The following is a 17,172-nucleotide window of genomic DNA, read 5'->3' as shown; positions in this document are numbered from 1 at the left end:
CTCCGGAGGGCTCCGAGGAGCGCTCCAGGCGGGGCCGGGGCCCAGGTGACGGTCGGTCAGACCGCGAACTCGATGCCGGCGCCGGGGATGGCGTCGAGCAGCTCGCGGGTGTACTCCTGCTGCGGCGAGTCGAACACGGTGTCCGTCTTGGCGTGTTCGACGATCCTGCCCTTCTGCATCACGCAGACGTCGTCGGCGATCACGCGGACCACCGCCAGGTCGTGCGTGATGAACAGGTAGGTCAGCCCGAGCTCGGCCTGCAGGTCGGCGAGGAGGCGGAGGATCTGCGCCTGGACGAGGACGTCCAGAGCCGACACGGCCTCGTCGAGCACCACGATCTCCGGCTTCAGCGCGAGTGCGCGGGCGATCGCCACGCGCTGGCGCTGGCCGCCGGAGAGCTCGTTCGGGTACCGGCTCGCGATCACGCGCGGGAGGGACACCTGGTCGAGCAGCTCGAGGACGCGCTCGCGCTGCGACGTCCGGTCGCCGACCTTGTGCACCCGCAGCGGCTCCGAGATGGTGTTGCCGATGTTGTGCAGCGGGTCGAGCGAGCCGTACGGGTCCTGGAACACCGGCTGCATGGAGCGCCGGAGCGCCAGCATGTCGCGGCCCTTGAGCTTCTCGGTCCGTCGGCCGGCGATCGAGATCGCTCCGGACGTCGCCGTCTCGAGGCCCAGCACCAGGCGGGCGATCGTCGACTTGCCCGATCCGGACTCGCCCACGAGCGCCGTGGTGGTGCCCTTCGGGATCGAGAACGACACGTTGTCGACGGCCGTGAAGTCCTCGGCCTTCAGGCCGCCGCGGCGGATCTTGAAGACCTTGGTGAGGCCATCGACCTCGATCATCGGGGCGCCCGAGGCGACCGCGCCGGCGTGGTGCGCGGCACCCGCGCCGACCAGGTCGACCTCGCGGACGGCCTCCGACTCGCCGGGGACCGACTCCACGGCCCGGCCGGCCGTCGACTGGATGCGGCGCGACGCGAGGCTGGGCGCCGCCGCGATCAGGCGCTGCGTGTAGGGGTGCTGCGGGTTCTGCAGCACCTCCACCGAGGCGCCGGACTCGACGATGCGGCCCTTGTACATGACGATGAGCTTCTCGGCGCGCTCGGCGGCGAGGCCCAGGTCGTGCGTGATGAAGAGCAGCGCGGTGCCGTCGGTCTTCGTCAGCGTCTCGAGGTGGTCGAGGATCCGGCGCTGGACCGTGACGTCGAGCGCCGAGGTGGGCTCGTCGGCGATCAGCAGCTGGGGAGCCGCGGCCAGGCCGATGCCGATCAGCACGCGCTGGCGCATGCCGCCCGAGAACTGGTGCGGGAACTGCTTGAGGCGCTTCTCCGCGTCGGCGAGGCCCGCGTTCTGCAGGACCTCGATCGCCTTGGCGCGCACCTCCTTGCGACCGGTCGCGAGGCCGTTGGCCTTGATGGTCTCCTCGACCTGGAAGCCGACCGACCACACGGGGTTCAGGTTCGACATCGGGTCCTGCGGGACGTAGCCGATCCGGCGGCCGCGGATGTCCTCGAGCTCGGTCCTCGTCGCCTTCGCGAGGTCCTTGCCGTCGAACAGCACGGAGCCGGCGGTGACCTGGCCGGTGCCGGGGAGCAGGCCGATGATCGCGGCGGCGGTCGTCGACTTGCCGGAGCCCGACTCCCCCACGATCGCGACGGTCTGGCCGTGCTCGATCGTGAGGCTCACGCCGCGGAGGGCGGGGACCAGTCCGCTGCCGGTCTGGAAGCCGACCTCGAGGTCGGTGACCTCGAGCAGCGGCCCCTGCGGTGCGTTCGGTGTCGTGGCGGTCATCGGAGGGCCCTCGCCTTCGGGTCGAGCGCGTCGCGGAGCGACTCGCCGAGGAGGATGAAGCTCAGCACCGTGACCGTCAGGGCGATCGACGGGTAGATCAGCGTCTGCGGGTTGGTGCGCAGATCGCGCTGGGCCTGGCTGATGTCGTTGCCCCACGACATGACCGAGCCGGGCAGGCCGACGCCGAGGAACGACAGCGTCGCCTCCGCGGTGATGGCCGCGCCGAGCGAGATCGTCGTGACGACGATGACGGGGGCGATCGAGTTCGGCAGCACGTGCCGGAACAGGATCGCCATGCGCGAGAGGCCGGTCGCGGTGGCGGCGCCGACGAAGTCGGCCTGCTTCACTCGGAGGACCTCGGAGCGCAGGACGCGCGCCGTCGTCGGCCAGGCGAACGCGCCGATCGCCAGGGCGATGACGAACACGTTCCGGTAGGCCGAGAAGACGGACATGATGACGACCGCGGCGAGGATGTAGGGGATCGAGAAGAAGATGTCGCCGAGGCGCATGATCACGGTGTCCACCCAGCCGCCGAAGAAGCCGGCCAGCGCGCCGCCGATGACGCCGGAGACCGTCGTGATCACGATCACGATGAGGCCGACGGTCAGCGACGTGGACGTGCCGTGGATGATCCGCGAGAAGACGTCGCAGCCCTGCTTGGTGTAGCCGAGCAGGCTGCCGTCGCCGGGGCCCTGGTTGCTGAACGAGAGCGCGCACTGGCGGGGGTCCACCGAGGTGAACAGGCCCGGGAACAGCGCGACGGCGATGATGACGAGGATCAGCACGCCCGAGATCCAGAACATGGGCCGCTTGCGCAGGTCGCGCCACGCGTCGGTCCAGAGGTTGCTGGGCTTCTCGTCGAGGCTGACGGCGTCGACCGACGCGATCGGCGTCTCCTCGAGCGGGGCCACGAAGTGGTCGATGCGGCGGGCCTTCTGCGCGCCGCCGGTGGACTCATTTGGCATAGCGGATCCTCGGGTCGAGTACGGCGTAGAGCAGGTCGACGAGGATGTTCACCACGAGGTAGAACAGCACCATGACCGTGACGAAGGAGACGACGGTCGGCCGCTCACCTCGGATGATCGCCTGATAGAGCGTGTTCCCGACTCCGGGAACGTTGAAGATGCCCTCGGTCACGGTCGCGCCGACGATCAGGAGGCCGAAGTCGGCTCCGAACTGCGTCGTGACCGGGATGAGCGAGTTGCGCAGGACGTGCACGGGGATGACGCGGCGTCGCGAGAGCCCCTTGCTGTACGCGGTGCGGACGAAGTCCGAGCCGGCCGTCTCGATGACCGAGCCGCGCGTGAGGCGGATGGCCGACGCGACCACGAACAGGGCGAGCACGATCGCGGGCAGCAGCAGCCTCTGGAACGACGCGTCGGCTCCGACGGTCGGAGGGAACCATCCCAGCTGGATCGCGAAGAAGGACTGCGCGATGAAGCAGAGCACGAAGATCGGCACCGACACGAGCAGGAGGCTGACGACCAGCGCGCTCGCGTCGAAGAAGCTGCCCTTGCGCAGACCGCTGATGAGGCCGATGGTCAGCGCGACGACGATCTCGATGACGATCGCCATCATGGCCAGCGTCAGGGTGACCGGGAAGGTGCGGGCGAGGATCTCGTTGACGGACTGGCCGGAGAACGAGATGCCGAAGTCGCCGCGGACGACGCCTCCCAGGTAGTACAGGTACTGGACGAAGAAGGGCTCGTTCAGGTGGTACTGCTCCTCGAGGCGGGCGAGGAGTGCGGGGCTCGGCGTCTTGTCGCCGAAGAGCGACAGGAGCGGGTTCCCCGGCATGGAGAAGACCATGAAGTAGATGAGGAACGTGGTGCCGATGAGCACGGGGACGGCTTGCAGGATGCGTCGGACGATGTAGGCGAGCATGTCAGCCCAGCCGGTTCCGGAGTCGCATGGATGGGGACCTCATTCGATTGTGACCGAAACAGGGCGCTCCGCCCGTGCCGTGACCTGGTGGCCGACGGCACGGGCGAAGCGCCCCAGTGGTTCGAGCTTAGTTCTTGGTGATCTCGTAGTAGAGCGGCACCGAGTTCCAGCCGAACTCGACGTTCGACACGCCCTCGCCGTAGCCGCCGGTCACGTTCGCGTACCACAGGGGCAGCGACGGGAGGTCCTTCAGGAGGATCTCCTGGGCCTGCTGGAACGTCTTGTTCGCAGCGTCGGCGTCGGCGTCCGACAGGCCCTGCTGGAGCAGGGTGTCGAACTCGGGGTTCGAGTAGTCGCCGTCGTTGGACGAGGCGCCGGTCACGTAGAGCGGTCCGAGGAAGTTGTAGAGGCTCGGGTAGTCGGCCTGCCATCCGGTCCGGAACGCGGTCTCGATCGAGCGGTCGACGATCTTGGTGCGCGCCTCGGCGAAGGTCGGGTACGCGTCGCCCTCGGCGTCGATGCCCAGCGTGTTCTTGATCGAGTTGGTCACCGCGTCGACCCAGCCCTGGTGGCCGCCGTCGGCGTTGTAGGCGATCTTGAAGGTGCCGTCCCAGGGGCTGATCGCGTCGGCCTGAGCCCACAGCGCCTTGGCCTCGTCGGGGTTGTACTCGAGCACGTCGGCGCCGGAGAGGGCGTCGCTGTAGCCGTCGATCACCGGGGAGGTGAAGTCGGAGGCCGGGGTGCGGGTGCCCTCGAAGATCACGTCGGTGATCTCCTTGCGGTCGAAGGACATCGAGATCGCCTGGCGGCGGAGCTGGCCCTCCTCGCCGTCGAAGTGCGGGAGACGGCCCGGGATGGTGAAGGACTGGAACACGGCCGAGGGCTGGTTCACGGCGCGGTCGCCGAGGTCGCTCTCAAAGGTGCCGAAGGCGGAGTCCGGGATCTGGTCGATCACGTCGACGTTGCCGCCGAGGAGGTCGGCGTAGGAGGCGTCCTGGGTGGCGTAGAAGACGATCTTCAGGCCGCCGTTCTGCGCCTCGCGGGGGCCGGTGTACTCGTCGTTCTTGACGAGCTCGATCTGGACGTCGTGCTGCCACGCGTCGTCGCCGTCGAGCTTGTACGGGCCGTTGCCGATCGGGTTCTCGCCGAAGGCGGCCATGTCGTCGAACGCGGCGGCGGGCAGCGGGTAGTACGCCGAGTAGCCGAGGCTGATCGGGAAGTCCGACTGGGGGGACTTGAGCGCGACGGTGAAGGTGGTGTCGTCCACGGCCTTGAGACCGGTGAGCTCGCTGTCCTCGGTGTCGCTGAAGCCCTCGAAGTTCGAGAAGAACGACGCGCTGAGCTGGTTGTTCGACAGCTTGGCGCCGTAGTTCCAGGCGTCGATGAACGAGCTGGAGGTGACCGGGTCGCCGTTCGTGAAGGTCAGGCCCGACTTGATCTTGATCGTGTAGTTCTGCGCGTCGTCCGACTCGATGGACTCGGCGACGTCGTTCTCGGGGGCGCCCTTGGCGTCGTAGTAGACCAGGCCCGCGAAGATCTCGTCGAGGATCTTGCCGCCGCCCACCTCGTTGGTGTTCGTCGGGATCAGCGGGTTCTGCGGCTCGGAGCCGTTCGTGGAGATGATCGCGGCGGCGTCGCCTCCCGATGCACCTCCGCCCGAGTCGTTCGAGCTGCTGCAGCCGGCCAGGACCAGCGTGCTCGCGGCGACGAGCGCCAGAGCCCCGAATCCGTAACGTCTGATGTTCACTATTCCTCCAGTGATGTGGGGGCGCGCGAGAAGTGGTTTCCCTGACGCGTGGAGTGCCGTGCGCGTGGCGACGGCGGCGGCGCACGAGACTGGTGGCCGTCGCGCGGATGCCTTCAACGAGACTATGTATTCGCCCGCTATCTGCACAAAAGCATGTGGCAACCGTTACACAGCGGTAACCGGGAGGTGGAATCCTTGCGCTGTTCTGCACGAAACGTGCGTGCCGGGCGGCCGTCGCGCAACACATCGACTTCAGAGGAGACGCGCGGAGTGTCCACCGACCTGTCAGGATCCGCGCCCGGACGGCGCCGGATCCGCGTCGAGATCCTGCTGGTCCTCGGGCTCTCGCTGGGCGCCTCCGCTGTCTACTCGGTGGTCTCCATCGCCAACCGGCTCACCCGCTCGACCGCGCTGGCCGACCAGACCGCGACGATCAACGGCGCCCTCAGCGACCGCCCGGGCTTCGACCTCGTCTACCAGCTGCTCGCGCTCTTCTTCGATCTGGTGCCGGTGGCCCTCTGCGCGTTCCTGCTCTGGCAGAGCTCGGGCCGTCCCCTCGGGCGCCTGGGGCTCGACCTGCGCCGGCCGTTCGCGGACCTGGGGACCGGGACGGTCCTCGCGGTGGCGATCGGCGCGCCGGGCATCGCGCTGTACGCCGTCGGACGCGCGCTGGGCATCACCGTGGCGGTGGTGGCCTCGCCGCTGGACGCGTACTGGTGGACGGTGCCCGTGCTCGTGCTCTCCGCGATCCGGGCGGGAGTGCAGGAGGAGGTCGTCGTGATCGGGTACCTCTTCGCCCGCCTGGGCGATCTGGGCTGGGGGCGGTGGCGGATCCTGGTGACCAGTGCGCTGCTCCGGGGCAGCTACCACCTGTACCAGGGCATCGGGCCCTTCATCGGGAACGTGGTCATGGGCCTGGTGTTCGGACTGTTCTACCAGCGCTTCGGCCGCACCCTGCCCCTGGTGATCGCCCACTCGATCATCGACATCGTCTCGTTCGTCGGGTACCCGCTGGCCGTCGCCCTCTGGCCCGAGCTGTTCGCGCCGCCGGCTCCGCGGACGTGACGACGGACCGATCGCATCCGAGGAGCCGCAGGACCGCGCCGCGCTCGACGGCGGCTCTCCACTGCCGCGGCGTGACGCCCGCACGGTGGAGCTGCTCGCTCGTCACTACTCCGTCGAGCCCTGCCAGCACCTCCACCACGCGTTCCCCACGGTCGGGCTCCCTCGTGCGTCGGGGTCGCCGTGCGCCGTTCCCCACGGATCGGGAGGACTGCGCCCCACTCCGTGCCCGTGAGGGACCGACCGTGTCCACAACCGAGGGTGGGAGAGCCGAGGACGGGCTCGAGGCTCCGTTCCTGCTCTCTCACCCTCGGTTGCGGACGAGCGCGTGCGGGCGGATCAGGCGAAGGCCTCGATGGGCGGGCAGGCGCAGACGAGGTTGCGGTCGCCGTAGGCCTGGTCGATCCGGCGGACCGGCGGCCAGTACTTGCCGCGCACCAGCGAGCGGACCGGGTAGACGGCCTGCTCGCGGCTGTAGGGGTGCGTCCACTCCTCGGCCGTCAGGCACTCGGCGGTGTGCGGGGCGCCGCGCAGCGGGTTGTCGTCCACCGGCCACTCCCCCGCGCCGACGCGGTCGGCCTCCGCCCGGATCCCGATCATCGCGTCGATGAAGCGGTCGATCTCGGCGAGGTCCTCGCTCTCCGTCGGCTCGACCATCAGGGTCCCGGCGACGGGGAAGCTCATGGTCGGGGCGTGGAAGCCGTAGTCGACGAGGCGCTTGGCGACGTCGTCCACGGTCACTCCGGTCGCCGCCGTCAGCGGGCGGATGTCGAGGATGCACTCGTGGGCGACGAGCCCGTTGTCCCCCGTGTAGAGCACCGGGTAGTGCTCGCGGAGGCGCGCGGCGACGTAGTTGGCCGAGAGGACGGCCGCCCCGGTCGCGGCCCGCAGGCCCTCCTCGCCCATCATCCGGGCGTACGCCCACGAGATCGGCAGGATGCCGGGGCTGCCGTAGGGCGCTGCCGACACCGGTGCGCCGCCGTGGACGATCCGCTCGCCCTGGGTGCCCACGCCGTGCTCGAGCCGCTGCGCGAGCGGGTGGCCGGGCAGGAACGGCGCGAGGTGCGCCTTCGCGGCGACGGGACCGACGCCGGGACCGCCTCCGCCGTGCGGGACGCAGAACGTCTTGTGCAGGTTGAGGTGCGAGACGTCGCCGCCGAAGTCTCCGAAGCGGGCGAAGCCCAGAAGCGCGTTGAGGTTCGCGCCGTCCACGTACACCTGTCCGCCGGCCTCGTGGACGAGGCGGCAGATCTCGGCGACCTCGTGCTCGTAGACGCCGTGGGTCGACGGATAGGTGATCATCAGCGCGGCGAGGGAGCCCGCGTGCTCGGCGATCTTCGCCCGGAGGTCGTCCAGGTCGACGTTGCCGAGCTCGTCGCAGGCCACGACGACGACGCGCATGCCGGCGAGGACCGCGCTCGCGGCGTTGGTGCCGTGGGCGCTCGAGGGGATCAGGCAGACCGTGCGGTCCTCGTCGCCGTTCGACCGGTGCCAGCCGCGGATCGCCAGCAGGCCCGCGAGCTCGCCCTGCGAGCCGGCGTTGGGCTGGAGCGACACGGAGTCGTAGCCGGTGAGGTGGGCGAGCCACCCCTCCAGCTGGTCGATCAGCGCCAGGGAGCCCTGCACGTCCGCCTCGGGGGCGAACGGGTGCAGGTCCGCGAACTCGGGCCAGCTGACCGCCTCCATCTCGGTGGCGGCGTTGAGCTTCATGGTGCAGGAGCCGAGCGGGATCATGCCGCGGTCCAGCGCGTAGTCCGAGTCGGCGAGGCGCTTGAGGTAGCGCATCATCGAGGTCTCGCTGTGGTGGCTGCTGAAGACCGGGTGCACGAGGAAGGGCGTGCGGCGGTCGAGCTCGGCGGGGATGCTCCGCGCGGAGCCGCCGAGGAAGCCGAACGACGAGTCCAGCTGCCCGACGGCGGTCGCGACGGCGATCACCTCGAGGTCGGTGACCGTCTCGTCGATCGACACCGAGACCGTGTCGGCGTCGACCAGGCGCACGTCGAAGCCGGCCTCGCGGGCGCGGGCGACCGCCGCCTCCGCGCCGCCGGGCACGACGACCGAGACGGTGTCGAAGAAGTCGGCGTGCCGGAGGGAGTGGCCCCGGTCGAGGAGGAGGCGCGCGAGGAGCGCGGCCCGGCCGTGCACGCGCTCGGCGATCGCGGCGAGCCCGTCCGGCCCGTGGTAGACCGCGTACATCGCCGCCATGACCGCCAGGAGGACCTGCGCGGTGCAGATGTTGGAGGTCGCCTTCTCGCGGCGGATGTGCTGCTCGCGGGCCTGGAGGGACAGGCGGTAGGCGGGGTGGCCGTCCGCGTCCTGGCTGACGCCGACGAGGCGGCCGGGCAGCTGGCGCTCGAGTCCCTTGCGGACGGCGAGGTAGCCGGCGTGCGGTCCTCCGAAGCCCAGCGGGACGCCGAAGCGCTGCGTGGTGCCGACCGCGACGTCCGCGCCGAGCTCGCCCGGCGAGCGCACCAGGGTCAGCGCGAGCAGGTCGGCGGCGACGACGGCCAGGCCGCCGTGGGCCTTCACCGCGGCGAGCACCGCCGACGGGTCCCAGAGGTGCCCGGACGCGCCGGGGTACTGCACGAGGGCGCCGAAGCACTCCGGCACCTCCTCCGCGGCGGTGCGCGAGAGCGGGAGCTCGACGATGCGGATGCCGACGGCCTCCGCCCGGCCGCGCAGCAGCGCGAGGGTCTGCGGGAGAGCGTCGGAGTCGACGACGAAGACGTCGGTGCGCGCCTTCGAGGCGCGGCGCGCGAGCAGCATCGCCTCGACGACGGCCGTGCCCTCGTCGAGCATCGACGCGCCGGCCGTGTCGAGGCCGGTGAGGTCGGAGACCATCGTCTGGAAGTTGATCAGCGCCTCCAGGCGCCCCTGCGAGATCTCGGGCTGGTACGGCGTGTAGGCCGTGTACCAGCTGGGGTTCTCGAGCACGTTGCGCTTGATCACCGCGGGGGTGTGCGTGCCGTAGTAGCCGAGGCCGATCATCGGCCGACGCACCGTGTTCCTCGCGGCGAGGGCGCGCAGCTCGGCGAGCGCCTCCGTCTCGGTGGCCGGAGCGGGCAGCACCTGCGGGAGGTCGCGGACGTGGATCGACTCGGGGACGGCGGCGGTGACGAGCTCCTCCACGGAGTCGTAGCCGAGAGCCGCGAGCATGGTGCGCTGCGCGTCGGCGTCGGTCCCGATGTGGCGGGACTCGAAGGCGCCGGGGGTCCTGGTGGCCGCCATCTACTCGCCGACCAGCTCGGTGTAGGCGGCCGAGTCGAGGAGGCCGTCGGGCAGGGCGTCGAAGCGGACCCGGATCAGCCACCCCTCGCCGAACGGGTCGGAGTTGACGAGCTCGGGGCTGTCGACGACGGCCGTGTTGGTCTCGAGGACCTCGCCGTCGACGGGGGCGAACAGCTCGCCCACCGACTTGGTCGACTCGATCTCGCCGACGACGCTGCCGCCCTCGACGCGGGCTCCCGCCTCGGGGAGCTCGACGAAGACGACGTCGCCCAGCTTGTCCGCGGCGTAGGCGGTGATGCCGACGGTCGCGACCTCTCCGTCGACCCGGATCCACTCGTGGTCGGAGGTGTACTGCAGCTCGGTGGGCACGGCCATGTCAGTTCTTCTTTCTCGAGTAGAAGGGGAGCTCGGTGACGGTCATCGGGAGGCGCGTGCCGCGGATGTCGACGGCGAGCGCCGTCCCGGGCTGCGCGGAGGCGGGGGCGACGTAGGCCATCGCGATCGGGACGCCCAGGGTCGGCGAGAGGACGCCGCTGGTGACCACTCCGACCTCGTCGTCGCCGGAGAGGACGGTGTAGTCGGCACGGGCGGCGCGGCGGCCCTCGCCGACGAGCCCGACGAGCACGGGAGCGTCTCCGGAGGGACCCTCCTCGCTGGCCGCGCGGCCGACGAAGTCGATCGGCTTCCCGAAGGCGACGACGCGGCCGAGGCCGGCCTGTGCGGGGAAGACGTCGCGGGAGAGCTCGTGGCCGTAGAGCGGCATGCCCGCCTCGAGGCGGAGGGTGTCGCGGGCGGCGAGGCCGGCGGGGACGAGGCCCGCTCCGGCGCCGGTCTCGGCGAGAGCCTGCCAGAGCGCGGGAGCGGAGTCGGGCGAGACGTAGATCTCGAAGCCGTCCTCGCCCGTGTACCCGGTGCGCGCGATCAGGATCGGATGCGCCTCGAAGGTCGCGGGCACGGCGCGGTAGTAGCGCAGCTCCGCGAGCAGGCGGGCGGCGTCGTCCGTGTCGAGCACGGACTCCGCTCCCCGCTCGGTCTCGACGGCGAGGCCCTGGACGTTCTGCAGGATCTCGAGCGAGCGCGGGCCCTGCAGCGCGATGAGGGCGACGTCGTCGCTCTCGTCGAACAGCTCGCACTCGAACATCGCGGTGCGGTCGCGGAGCGTCTCGACGACGATGTGCCGGTTGGCCGCGTTCGCGACGACCATGAAGCGGTCCTCGCCCGTGCGGTAGACGACGAGGTCGTCGATCACGCCGCCCGTGCGCTCCAGGAGGAGGGTGTACTTCGCGCGGCCGGCGGCGACGGCCGAGATGTCGCTCGCCAGCGCGTAGTCGAGGGCGTCGACCGCCTCGGGGCCGACGACGAGGATCTCGGCCATGTGCGAGAGGTCGAAGAGGCCGGCGGCAGTGCGCACGGCGTGGTGCTCGGCGAGATCGCCGGAGTAGCGGACCGGCATCTGCCACCCGGCGAAGTCGGTGAAGGACGCGCCGGCGGCGACGTGCACCTCGTGCAGGGGCGAGTAGCGGGCTTCGGGGCTGGTCGTCGGGGTCTCGGACATGAGTTCTCCATTTCGTCGCAGTGCTGGACTCGCGCCGCGTTCGCGGCAGAGCACAGCAGTGCCGTGGGAACTCCCCCTCTGTCGTGGAGCCTGAGAGATTCGCGCCGCCCCGAGGGGTCGAGCGCTTTCACCATGGGCGGATCCGAGCGGATCGCTTTCCAGAGTGGCCAGTTCGACGCGGTACAAGACCTGAGAGATTGGCGGGGAGGCTTGCTCCTTCGGTGCCGACCGGAGTCGGCTCTCCCGCGTCGCGTATTGCGGCCCGGTATTCGGTTGTGCGGTCAGCCTAGCGGTGAGGGCGGACCCTGCGCGGCGTGTCGCCTCTTCCGCTAGGTGTTCAGGTGTTCGTGACACTAAGGTGATCCCAGCACTTACAGTCGGTGCGACTCTTAGTAGGGGGCACCGGATGCCGGACGTGCAGCTCGCCGTGTCGACGGTGATCTTCGCCCTGCGGCCGCACCTGGAGACCGGAGCGAGCACCGTCTGGATCCCCGTCGTCCGGCGCATCCGCGAGCCGTTCGAGGGACTCTGGGCACTGCCCGGCGGACCGCTGCATCCGGACGAGGACCTCGCCGAGTCGGCCCGCCGCACTCTCCGCGAGACCACGGGCCTGGCTCCGCGCTACCTCGAGCAGCTCTACGCCGTCGGCGGCACCGACCGCTCCCCCGGCGAGGACCGCGTCGTGTCGATCGTCTACTGGGCGCTCGTGCGCTCCGCCGAGGCCGACGAGGCCATCGTGGGAGAGAACGTCGCCTGGCTCTGCACCGATCTGCCGCTCGAGCTCGCCTTCGACCACGGACTGATCGTCGACTACGCCCTCTGGCGCCTGCGCAACAAGATGGAGTACTCCCGCATCGCGCAGGCCTTCCTCGGCGGCGCCTTCACCCTGTCCCAGCTGCGGGAGGTCCACGAGGCCGTCCTGCAGAAGCCCCTCGACCCGGCCAACTTCCGCCGGACGATCGAGAGCTCCGGCACCGTGGTGCCCACCGGGGAGCGCCTGACGGGCACCCGCCACCGTCCCCCGCGCCTCTACCGCTACGACGAGTCGGCGGCGCTCGTCGACAACGGCCCGCTGCCCGTCTGAGCGCGCCGCCCGACTCCCCCACCCGCCTCACGAGGAGAACACCGTGACATCCGTCGACAGCACCATCCGGCTCATCGAGGGCGGCTCCGCGCCCGGCGCCACCTGCGCGCCCGAGCTCGCGGAGGCCCCCTGGTCGTTCGACCTCGGCCTGCCCGCCTACGGGCCCGGCGCCTCCCAGGCCGACCCGATCCCGGCCGACGCCCCGGTCCAGGGACGTCTGCCGGAGGAGTACACGACGGCGAGCGCCGACGAGCTGCACCACCGCATCCTCGCGGCGAAGGAGACGCTCGGCGAGCGGGTCGTCGTGCTCGGGCACTTCTACCAGCGGGACGAGGTGGTGCAGTACGCCGACTACGTGGGCGACTCGTTCCAGCTGGCGAAGGCGGCGACGAGCCGGCCCGACGCCGAGGCCATCGTCTTCTGCGGCGTGCACTTCATGGCGGAGACGGCCGACATCCTCTCCGGACCGGAGCAGGCCGTGATCCTCCCGAACCTGGCGGCCGGCTGCTCGATGGCGGACATGGCCGACATCGACTCCGTCGAGGACGCCTGGGCCGAGCTCACCGAGCTCTACGGCACCGAGCCGGACGCCGACGGCCGCGTGCCGCTCGTCCCGGTCACGTACATGAACTCCTCCGCCGCGCTGAAGGCGTTCTGCGGCCGCAACGGAGGCGTGGTCTGCACCTCCTCGAACGCGGCGACCGTGCTCGAGGACGCGTTCGCGCGCGGGCAGCGGGTGCTGTTCTTCCCCGACCAGCACCTCGGCCGCAACACCGCCAAGGCGATGGGCGTGCCGCTGGAGCGGATGCCGATGTGGAACCCGCGGAAGCCGCAGGGCGGCTCCGACACCGCGACACTCCTGGACGCGCAGGTGATCCTCTGGCACGGCTTCTGCTCGGTGCACAAGCGCTTCACGACGGCCCAGATCGCGAAGGCGCGCGCCGATCACCCGGGCGTGCGCGTGATCGTGCACCCGGAGTGCCCGATGGCGGTCGTCGACGCGGCCGACGAGTACGGCTCGACCGACTACATCGTGAAGGCGATCCAGGCGGCACCCGCGGGATCGACCTTCGCGATCGGCACCGAGATCAACCTGGTGCAGCGCCTCGCCGTCCAGTACCCGCAGCACACGATCTTCTGCCTCGACGACGTGGTCTGCCCCTGCTCGACCATGTACCGCATCCACCCCGGCTACCTCGCCTGGGTGCTCGAGGGACTGGTCGCGGGGACGGTGCTCAACCGCATCGAGGTCGCGGAATCGGTGCAGGCCGAGGCGCGCATCGCCCTCGAGCGGATGCTCGCGGCCGTTCCGCCCGCCGGGCCGGCGGCGGTCTGACATGGCACGGGTCGTCGTCGTCGGCAGCGGCATCGCCGGGCTGGTCGCCGCGCTGACGGCGCAGCGCCGCCACGAGGTGCTGCTCGTCACCAAGGGCGCGCTGGCGGAGTCGTCGACGCGCGCCGCGCAGGGCGGGATCGCCGCGGTCACGGCGCCGGGCGACTCCGTGGCGCTGCACGTGGAGGACACGCTCACCGCCGGTGCGGGCCTCGCCGTGCGCTCGGCGGTCGAGGTGCTCTGCGCCGAGGGGCCGGAGGCGGTCGCGGTGCTGCAGGAGTGGGGCGTCGGCTTCGACCGTGAGGGCGGCGAGCTGGCGCGGGGACTCGAGGGCGCCCACTCGCGTCCGCGGATCCTGCACGCCGGCGGCGACGCGACGGGTTCCGCGATCGAGGCCGCGCTCGTGGCGGCGGTGCGGGCCTCGTCCGTCGAGGTGCGCGAGCACGCCGCCCTGGTCGACCTGGTGCGGGAGGGCGTCTCGGTCACGGGCGCCGACGTCCTGCACGACGGCGTGCTCGAGCGCCTGACGGCCGACGCGGTCGTGCTGGCCACCGGAGGCGCCGGTCAGCTCTACCGGCACACCACCAATCCGTCCGTCGCGACCGGGGACGGGCTCGCCGCCGCCCTGCGGGCAGGAGCGGAGACGGCGGACCTGGAGTTCTACCAGTTCCACCCGACCACGCTCGCGCTGCCGGGCGGCTTCCTCGTCTCGGAGGCGGTGCGCGGCGAGGGCGCGGTGCTGCGGGACGCCGCCGGCGAGCGGTTCCTGGCCGGGGTGCACCCCGAGGCCGAGCTGGCGCCGCGCGACGTCGTGGCGCGCGCGATCGCGGAGCGGATGCGGCTGCAGGGCGGACTGCCCGTGCACCTGGACGCCCGGGCGATCGATTCCGAGGTGCTGGCGAAGAGGTTCCCGACGATCTCGGCGGCCTGCCGCGAGAACGGGCTCTCGCTCGCCGACGACCTGCTGCCCGTGACTCCGGCCGCGCACTACTGGATGGGCGGGATCGCGACGGACCTGGACGGGCGCACCAGCCTCCCCGGGCTGTTCGCGGTCGGCGAGGTCGCCCGCACCGGCGTCCACGGCGCGAACCGCCTCGCCTCCAACAGCCTGCTCGAGGGCGTCGTGTTCGCGCGCCGCGCGGCGCTCGCCCTCGACTCCCTCTCCTGGAGCGGGGGCCCGGTCGCCCCTCCCTGCGCCGTCGTGCCGATGACGCTCGACCGCGCCGCTCTCCAGGACGCGATGTGGGCGGGAGCCGGCCTCTCCCGGGACGCGGCGGGGCTCACAGCGGCGCGCGACGCGCTCGTCGCCTCCGCCTCGCCCGCTCCGCTCGAACTGAGGACGCTCGAGGACGCGAACCTGCTGACCTGCGCCCTCGCTCTCATCGACGCCGCGCTCGCGCGCACGCACTCCGTCGGCGCCCACCACCGCACCGACTCCTCCGACCCCGCGACGGCGAGCGCCGCCGCCCCCACCAGAGAGGCGGCCCTTCCGTGCTGACCCGCCAGAGCATCGACCGCGTCGTCACCCTCGCCCTCGAGGAGGACGCGCCCTGGGGCGACCTGACCTCCGACACCCTCCTCCCCGCGGACGCCACCGCGAGCGCCGCCCTCGTGGCCCGCGAGCCCGGCGTCTTCAGCGGCGGCGCCGTCCTCATCGGCACGATGCGGCAGGTCGACTCCCGGATCCGCTGCTCGGTGCTCGTGGAGGACGGCGCGGTCTTCGAGGCCGGGCAGACCCTCGCCCGGATCGAGGGCCCCGCGGGCGGCGTGCTCCGCGGCGAGCGCGTCGCGCTCAACCTCGTGCAGCGGATGAGCGGCATCGCCACCCTGACGGCGCAGTACGTCGCCGCGGTGGAGGGGACGCGCGCCCGCATCGTCGACACCCGCAAGACCACGCCGGGCCTGCGCGCGCTCGAGAGGCACGCCGTCCGCAGCGGCGGCGGCCGCAACCACCGCTTCTCGCTCTCGGACGCGGTGCTGGCGAAGGACAACCACCTCGCGGTGCTCGCCGCGCGCGGGATCGACCTGACCGCGGCCCTGCGGGCGGCGCGCGCCTCGATCCCGCACACGGCGCACCTCGAGGTCGAGGTCGACCGGCTCGACCAGATCGAGCCCGCGCTGGCGGGAGGCGCGGACACGATCATGCTCGACAACTTCACCCCCGAACTGCTCCGCCAGGGCGTCGCCCTCATCGGCGGGCGGGCCGTGGTCGAGGCGAGCGGCGGCGTCGACCTCTCGACCGTGCGCGCGATCGCGGAGGCGGGGGTCGACGTGATCTCCGTCGGCGCGCTCACCCACAGCGTCCGCTCGCTCGACCTCGGCCTGGACATCGCGGTCGAGTGATCTACCTCGACCACGCCGCGACCTCGCCCGTGCGCCGCGAGGTGCTGGAGGCCATGTGGCCGTTCCTCACCGCCGAGTACGGCAATCCGTCGAGCAGCCACTCGCTCGGCGACGCCGCGGCGCGCGCGCTGGAGGCGGCGCGCGCTCACGTGGCCCGCTTCCTCGGCGGCCGCGCCTCCGAGACGCTCTTCACCTCCGGCGGCACGGAGTCGATCAACACGGCGGTCAAGGGCCTCGCGCTGGGATCGCCGCGCGGACGGCACCTGGTGATCTCGGCGCTCGAGCACGAGGCGACCGTCGAGTCGGCCGACCACCTCCGGCGCCTGCACGGCTTCGAGGTGTCGACGGCCCCCGTCGACGCGACCGGCCTGCTCGACCTCGACGCGCTCGCCGCGCTGGTCCGGCCGGACACCGCACTGGTCTCGGTGCTCGCGGCGAGCAACGAGATCGGGACGGTGCAGGACGTTCCGGCGATCGCGGCGCTCTGCCGATCGCGGGGCGTGCCGCTGCACGTGGACGCCGTCCAGGCCGCCGGCTGGCTGGACGTCGCGGGCTGGGGCGCCGACGCGGTCTCGGTCTCCGGGCACAAGCTCGGGGCGCCGAAGGGCGTGGGGGCGCTGCTGCTGCGCAGCCGGCTCCCGTTCGAGCCCCTGCTGCACGGCGGCGGCCAGGAGCGGGAGCGGCGCTCGGGCACCGAGAACGTGGCCTTCGCGGTCGCGCTCGGCACCGCGGTGCACCTGCTCGATCCGGACCGCGCGGCACGGGTCGGAGCGGTCCGGGACGCGTTCGCCGAGCGGGTCGCGGCCCTGGCGCCCCGGGCCGTGCCGCTGGGCTCCGCGGCGCACCGGCTCCCCTCGATCGCGGCGTACGCCGTCCCCGGGCGCAGCGGCGAGTCGACGCTCCTCGAGCTGGAGGAACGCGGCGTCGTCGTCTCGAGCGGCTCGGCGTGCGCCGCCGGGCGCGACGAGCCCTCGCCCGCGCTGCTGGCCCTCGGCCTCGACCCCGACGTCGCCCGGACCGCCGTGCGGTTCAGCTTCGGCGAGGGCGCCACGCTCGAGGAGGCCGAGGCCGCGTCCTCCGCGCTCTCCGCGGTCCTCACCTGAGACCTCTCGCAGCGGATCCCCGTCGATCGGGAATGTCCGG

General features: G+C 71.8%; 13 protein-coding genes and 1 riboswitch. Of the genes, 6 read left to right on the top strand and 7 right to left on the bottom strand.

Going from position 1 to position 17,172, the window contains the following annotated elements:
• Positions 1-56 precede the first annotated feature (56 nt).
• From C5C10_RS01175 to C5C10_RS01160, 4 genes are all read right to left on the bottom strand, one after another.
• On the bottom strand, positions 57-1,793 hold the full coding sequence (locus C5C10_RS01175; protein WP_104328316.1) for an ABC transporter ATP-binding protein: 1,737 nt from the start codon (positions 1,791-1,793) through the stop codon (positions 57-59).
• On the bottom strand, positions 1,790-2,758 hold the full coding sequence (locus C5C10_RS01170) for an ABC transporter permease (protein ID WP_104222976.1): 969 nt from the start codon (positions 2,756-2,758) through the stop codon (positions 1,790-1,792). Before C5C10_RS01170 ends, C5C10_RS01175 begins: the two co-directional genes overlap by 4 nt.
• Positions 2,748-3,677 (bottom strand): ABC transporter permease, encoded by a 930-nt coding sequence (locus C5C10_RS01165; protein ID WP_104222975.1) that lies wholly within the window; start codon positions 3,675-3,677, stop codon positions 2,748-2,750. The genes C5C10_RS01170 and C5C10_RS01165 overlap by 11 nt, the downstream gene beginning before the upstream one ends.
• A 127-nt stretch (positions 3,678-3,804) precedes the next feature.
• Positions 3,805-5,424 (bottom strand): ABC transporter substrate-binding protein, encoded by a 1,620-nt coding sequence (locus tag C5C10_RS01160; RefSeq protein ID WP_104232745.1) that lies wholly within the window; start codon positions 5,422-5,424, stop codon positions 3,805-3,807.
• A 270-nt stretch (positions 5,425-5,694) separates the two neighbouring features.
• Between C5C10_RS01160 and C5C10_RS01155 the strand changes: the two genes are divergently transcribed.
• Positions 5,695-6,489, top strand: coding sequence for a CPBP family intramembrane glutamic endopeptidase (locus C5C10_RS01155; protein WP_258060338.1), 795 nt, complete (start codon positions 5,695-5,697; stop codon positions 6,487-6,489).
• A 336-nt stretch (positions 6,490-6,825) separates the two neighbouring features.
• On the opposite strand, the gene gcvP is transcribed toward C5C10_RS01155, so the two are convergent.
• Genes gcvP through gcvT form a run of 3 tightly spaced genes read right to left on the bottom strand, consistent with a single transcriptional unit; the run spans position 6,826 to position 11,269 of the window.
• Positions 6,826-9,714 (bottom strand): aminomethyl-transferring glycine dehydrogenase, encoded by a 2,889-nt coding sequence (gcvP, locus tag C5C10_RS01150; RefSeq protein WP_104328314.1) that lies wholly within the window; start codon positions 9,712-9,714, stop codon positions 6,826-6,828.
• Positions 9,715-10,089, bottom strand: a complete 375-nt coding sequence (gcvH, locus tag C5C10_RS01145; protein ID WP_104225540.1) for a glycine cleavage system protein GcvH — start codon at positions 10,087-10,089, stop codon at positions 9,715-9,717. It abuts the gene before it with no gap.
• A 1-nt stretch (position 10,090) separates the two neighbouring features.
• Positions 10,091-11,269 carry a glycine cleavage system aminomethyltransferase GcvT gene (gcvT, locus tag C5C10_RS01140; RefSeq protein ID WP_104328313.1) on the bottom strand — a complete coding sequence of 393 codons (1,179 nt, stop codon included), beginning with the start codon at positions 11,267-11,269 and terminating at the stop codon, positions 10,091-10,093.
• 168 nt (positions 11,270-11,437) lie between these two features.
• Positions 11,438-11,525, bottom strand: a riboswitch (glycine riboswitch).
• 150 nt (positions 11,526-11,675) lie between these two features.
• Here gcvT and C5C10_RS01135 point away from each other — a divergent pair.
• From C5C10_RS01135 to C5C10_RS01115, 5 genes are read left to right on the top strand one after another with little or no spacing between them, the layout of a single operon-like run.
• On the top strand, positions 11,676-12,353 hold the full coding sequence (locus C5C10_RS01135) for an NUDIX domain-containing protein (protein ID WP_104328312.1): 678 nt from the start codon (positions 11,676-11,678) through the stop codon (positions 12,351-12,353).
• Positions 12,354-12,396: 43 nt separating this feature from the next.
• Positions 12,397-13,689 carry a quinolinate synthase NadA gene (gene nadA / locus C5C10_RS01130; RefSeq protein ID WP_104328311.1) on the top strand — a complete coding sequence of 431 codons (1,293 nt, stop codon included), beginning with the start codon at positions 12,397-12,399 and terminating at the stop codon, positions 13,687-13,689.
• Between the two features lies 1 nt (position 13,690).
• Positions 13,691-15,184 carry an L-aspartate oxidase gene (gene nadB, locus C5C10_RS01125; protein ID WP_104328310.1) on the top strand — a complete coding sequence of 498 codons (1,494 nt, stop codon included), beginning with the start codon at positions 13,691-13,693 and terminating at the stop codon, positions 15,182-15,184.
• A complete protein-coding gene (gene nadC / locus C5C10_RS01120) occupies positions 15,178-16,029 on the top strand; it encodes a carboxylating nicotinate-nucleotide diphosphorylase (RefSeq protein ID WP_104328309.1) in 852 nt (283 codons plus the stop codon). The genes nadB and nadC overlap by 7 nt, the downstream gene beginning before the upstream one ends.
• Complete coding sequence (locus tag C5C10_RS01115) at positions 16,026-17,132, top strand: cysteine desulfurase family protein (protein WP_104328308.1); 1,107 nt, start codon at positions 16,026-16,028, stop codon at positions 17,130-17,132. The genes nadC and C5C10_RS01115 overlap by 4 nt, the downstream gene beginning before the upstream one ends.
• The last annotated feature ends 40 nt before the right edge of the window (positions 17,133-17,172 follow it).

The organism is Rathayibacter sp. AY1A3 (assembly GCF_002930975.1).
In the GTDB taxonomy this organism is placed as follows: domain Bacteria; phylum Actinomycetota; class Actinomycetes; order Actinomycetales; family Microbacteriaceae; genus Rathayibacter.
The sequence above is the reverse complement of the archived record's forward strand: the minus strand, read 5'-3'. Positions and strand labels throughout refer to the sequence as shown.

Coding starts and splice junctions, on each gene's coding strand:
- C5C10_RS01175 (WP_104328316.1), bottom strand. CDS start 1,793: ATGACCGCCACGACACCGAACGCACCGCAGGGGCCGCTGCTCGAGGTC.
- C5C10_RS01170 (WP_104222976.1), bottom strand. CDS start 2,758: ATGCCAAATGAGTCCACCGGCGGCGCGCAGAAGGCCCGCCGCATCGAC.
- C5C10_RS01165 (WP_104222975.1), bottom strand. CDS start 3,677: ATGCTCGCCTACATCGTCCGACGCATCCTGCAAGCCGTCCCCGTGCTC.
- gcvP (WP_104328314.1), bottom strand. CDS start 9,714: ATGGCGGCCACCAGGACCCCCGGCGCCTTCGAGTCCCGCCACATCGGG.
- gcvH (WP_104225540.1), bottom strand. CDS start 10,089: ATGGCCGTGCCCACCGAGCTGCAGTACACCTCCGACCACGAGTGGATC.
- gcvT (WP_104328313.1), bottom strand. CDS start 11,269: ATGTCCGAGACCCCGACGACCAGCCCCGAAGCCCGCTACTCGCCCCTG.
- C5C10_RS01135 (WP_104328312.1), top strand. CDS start 11,676: ATGCCGGACGTGCAGCTCGCCGTGTCGACGGTGATCTTCGCCCTGCGG.
- nadB (WP_104328310.1), top strand. CDS start 13,691: ATGGCACGGGTCGTCGTCGTCGGCAGCGGCATCGCCGGGCTGGTCGCC.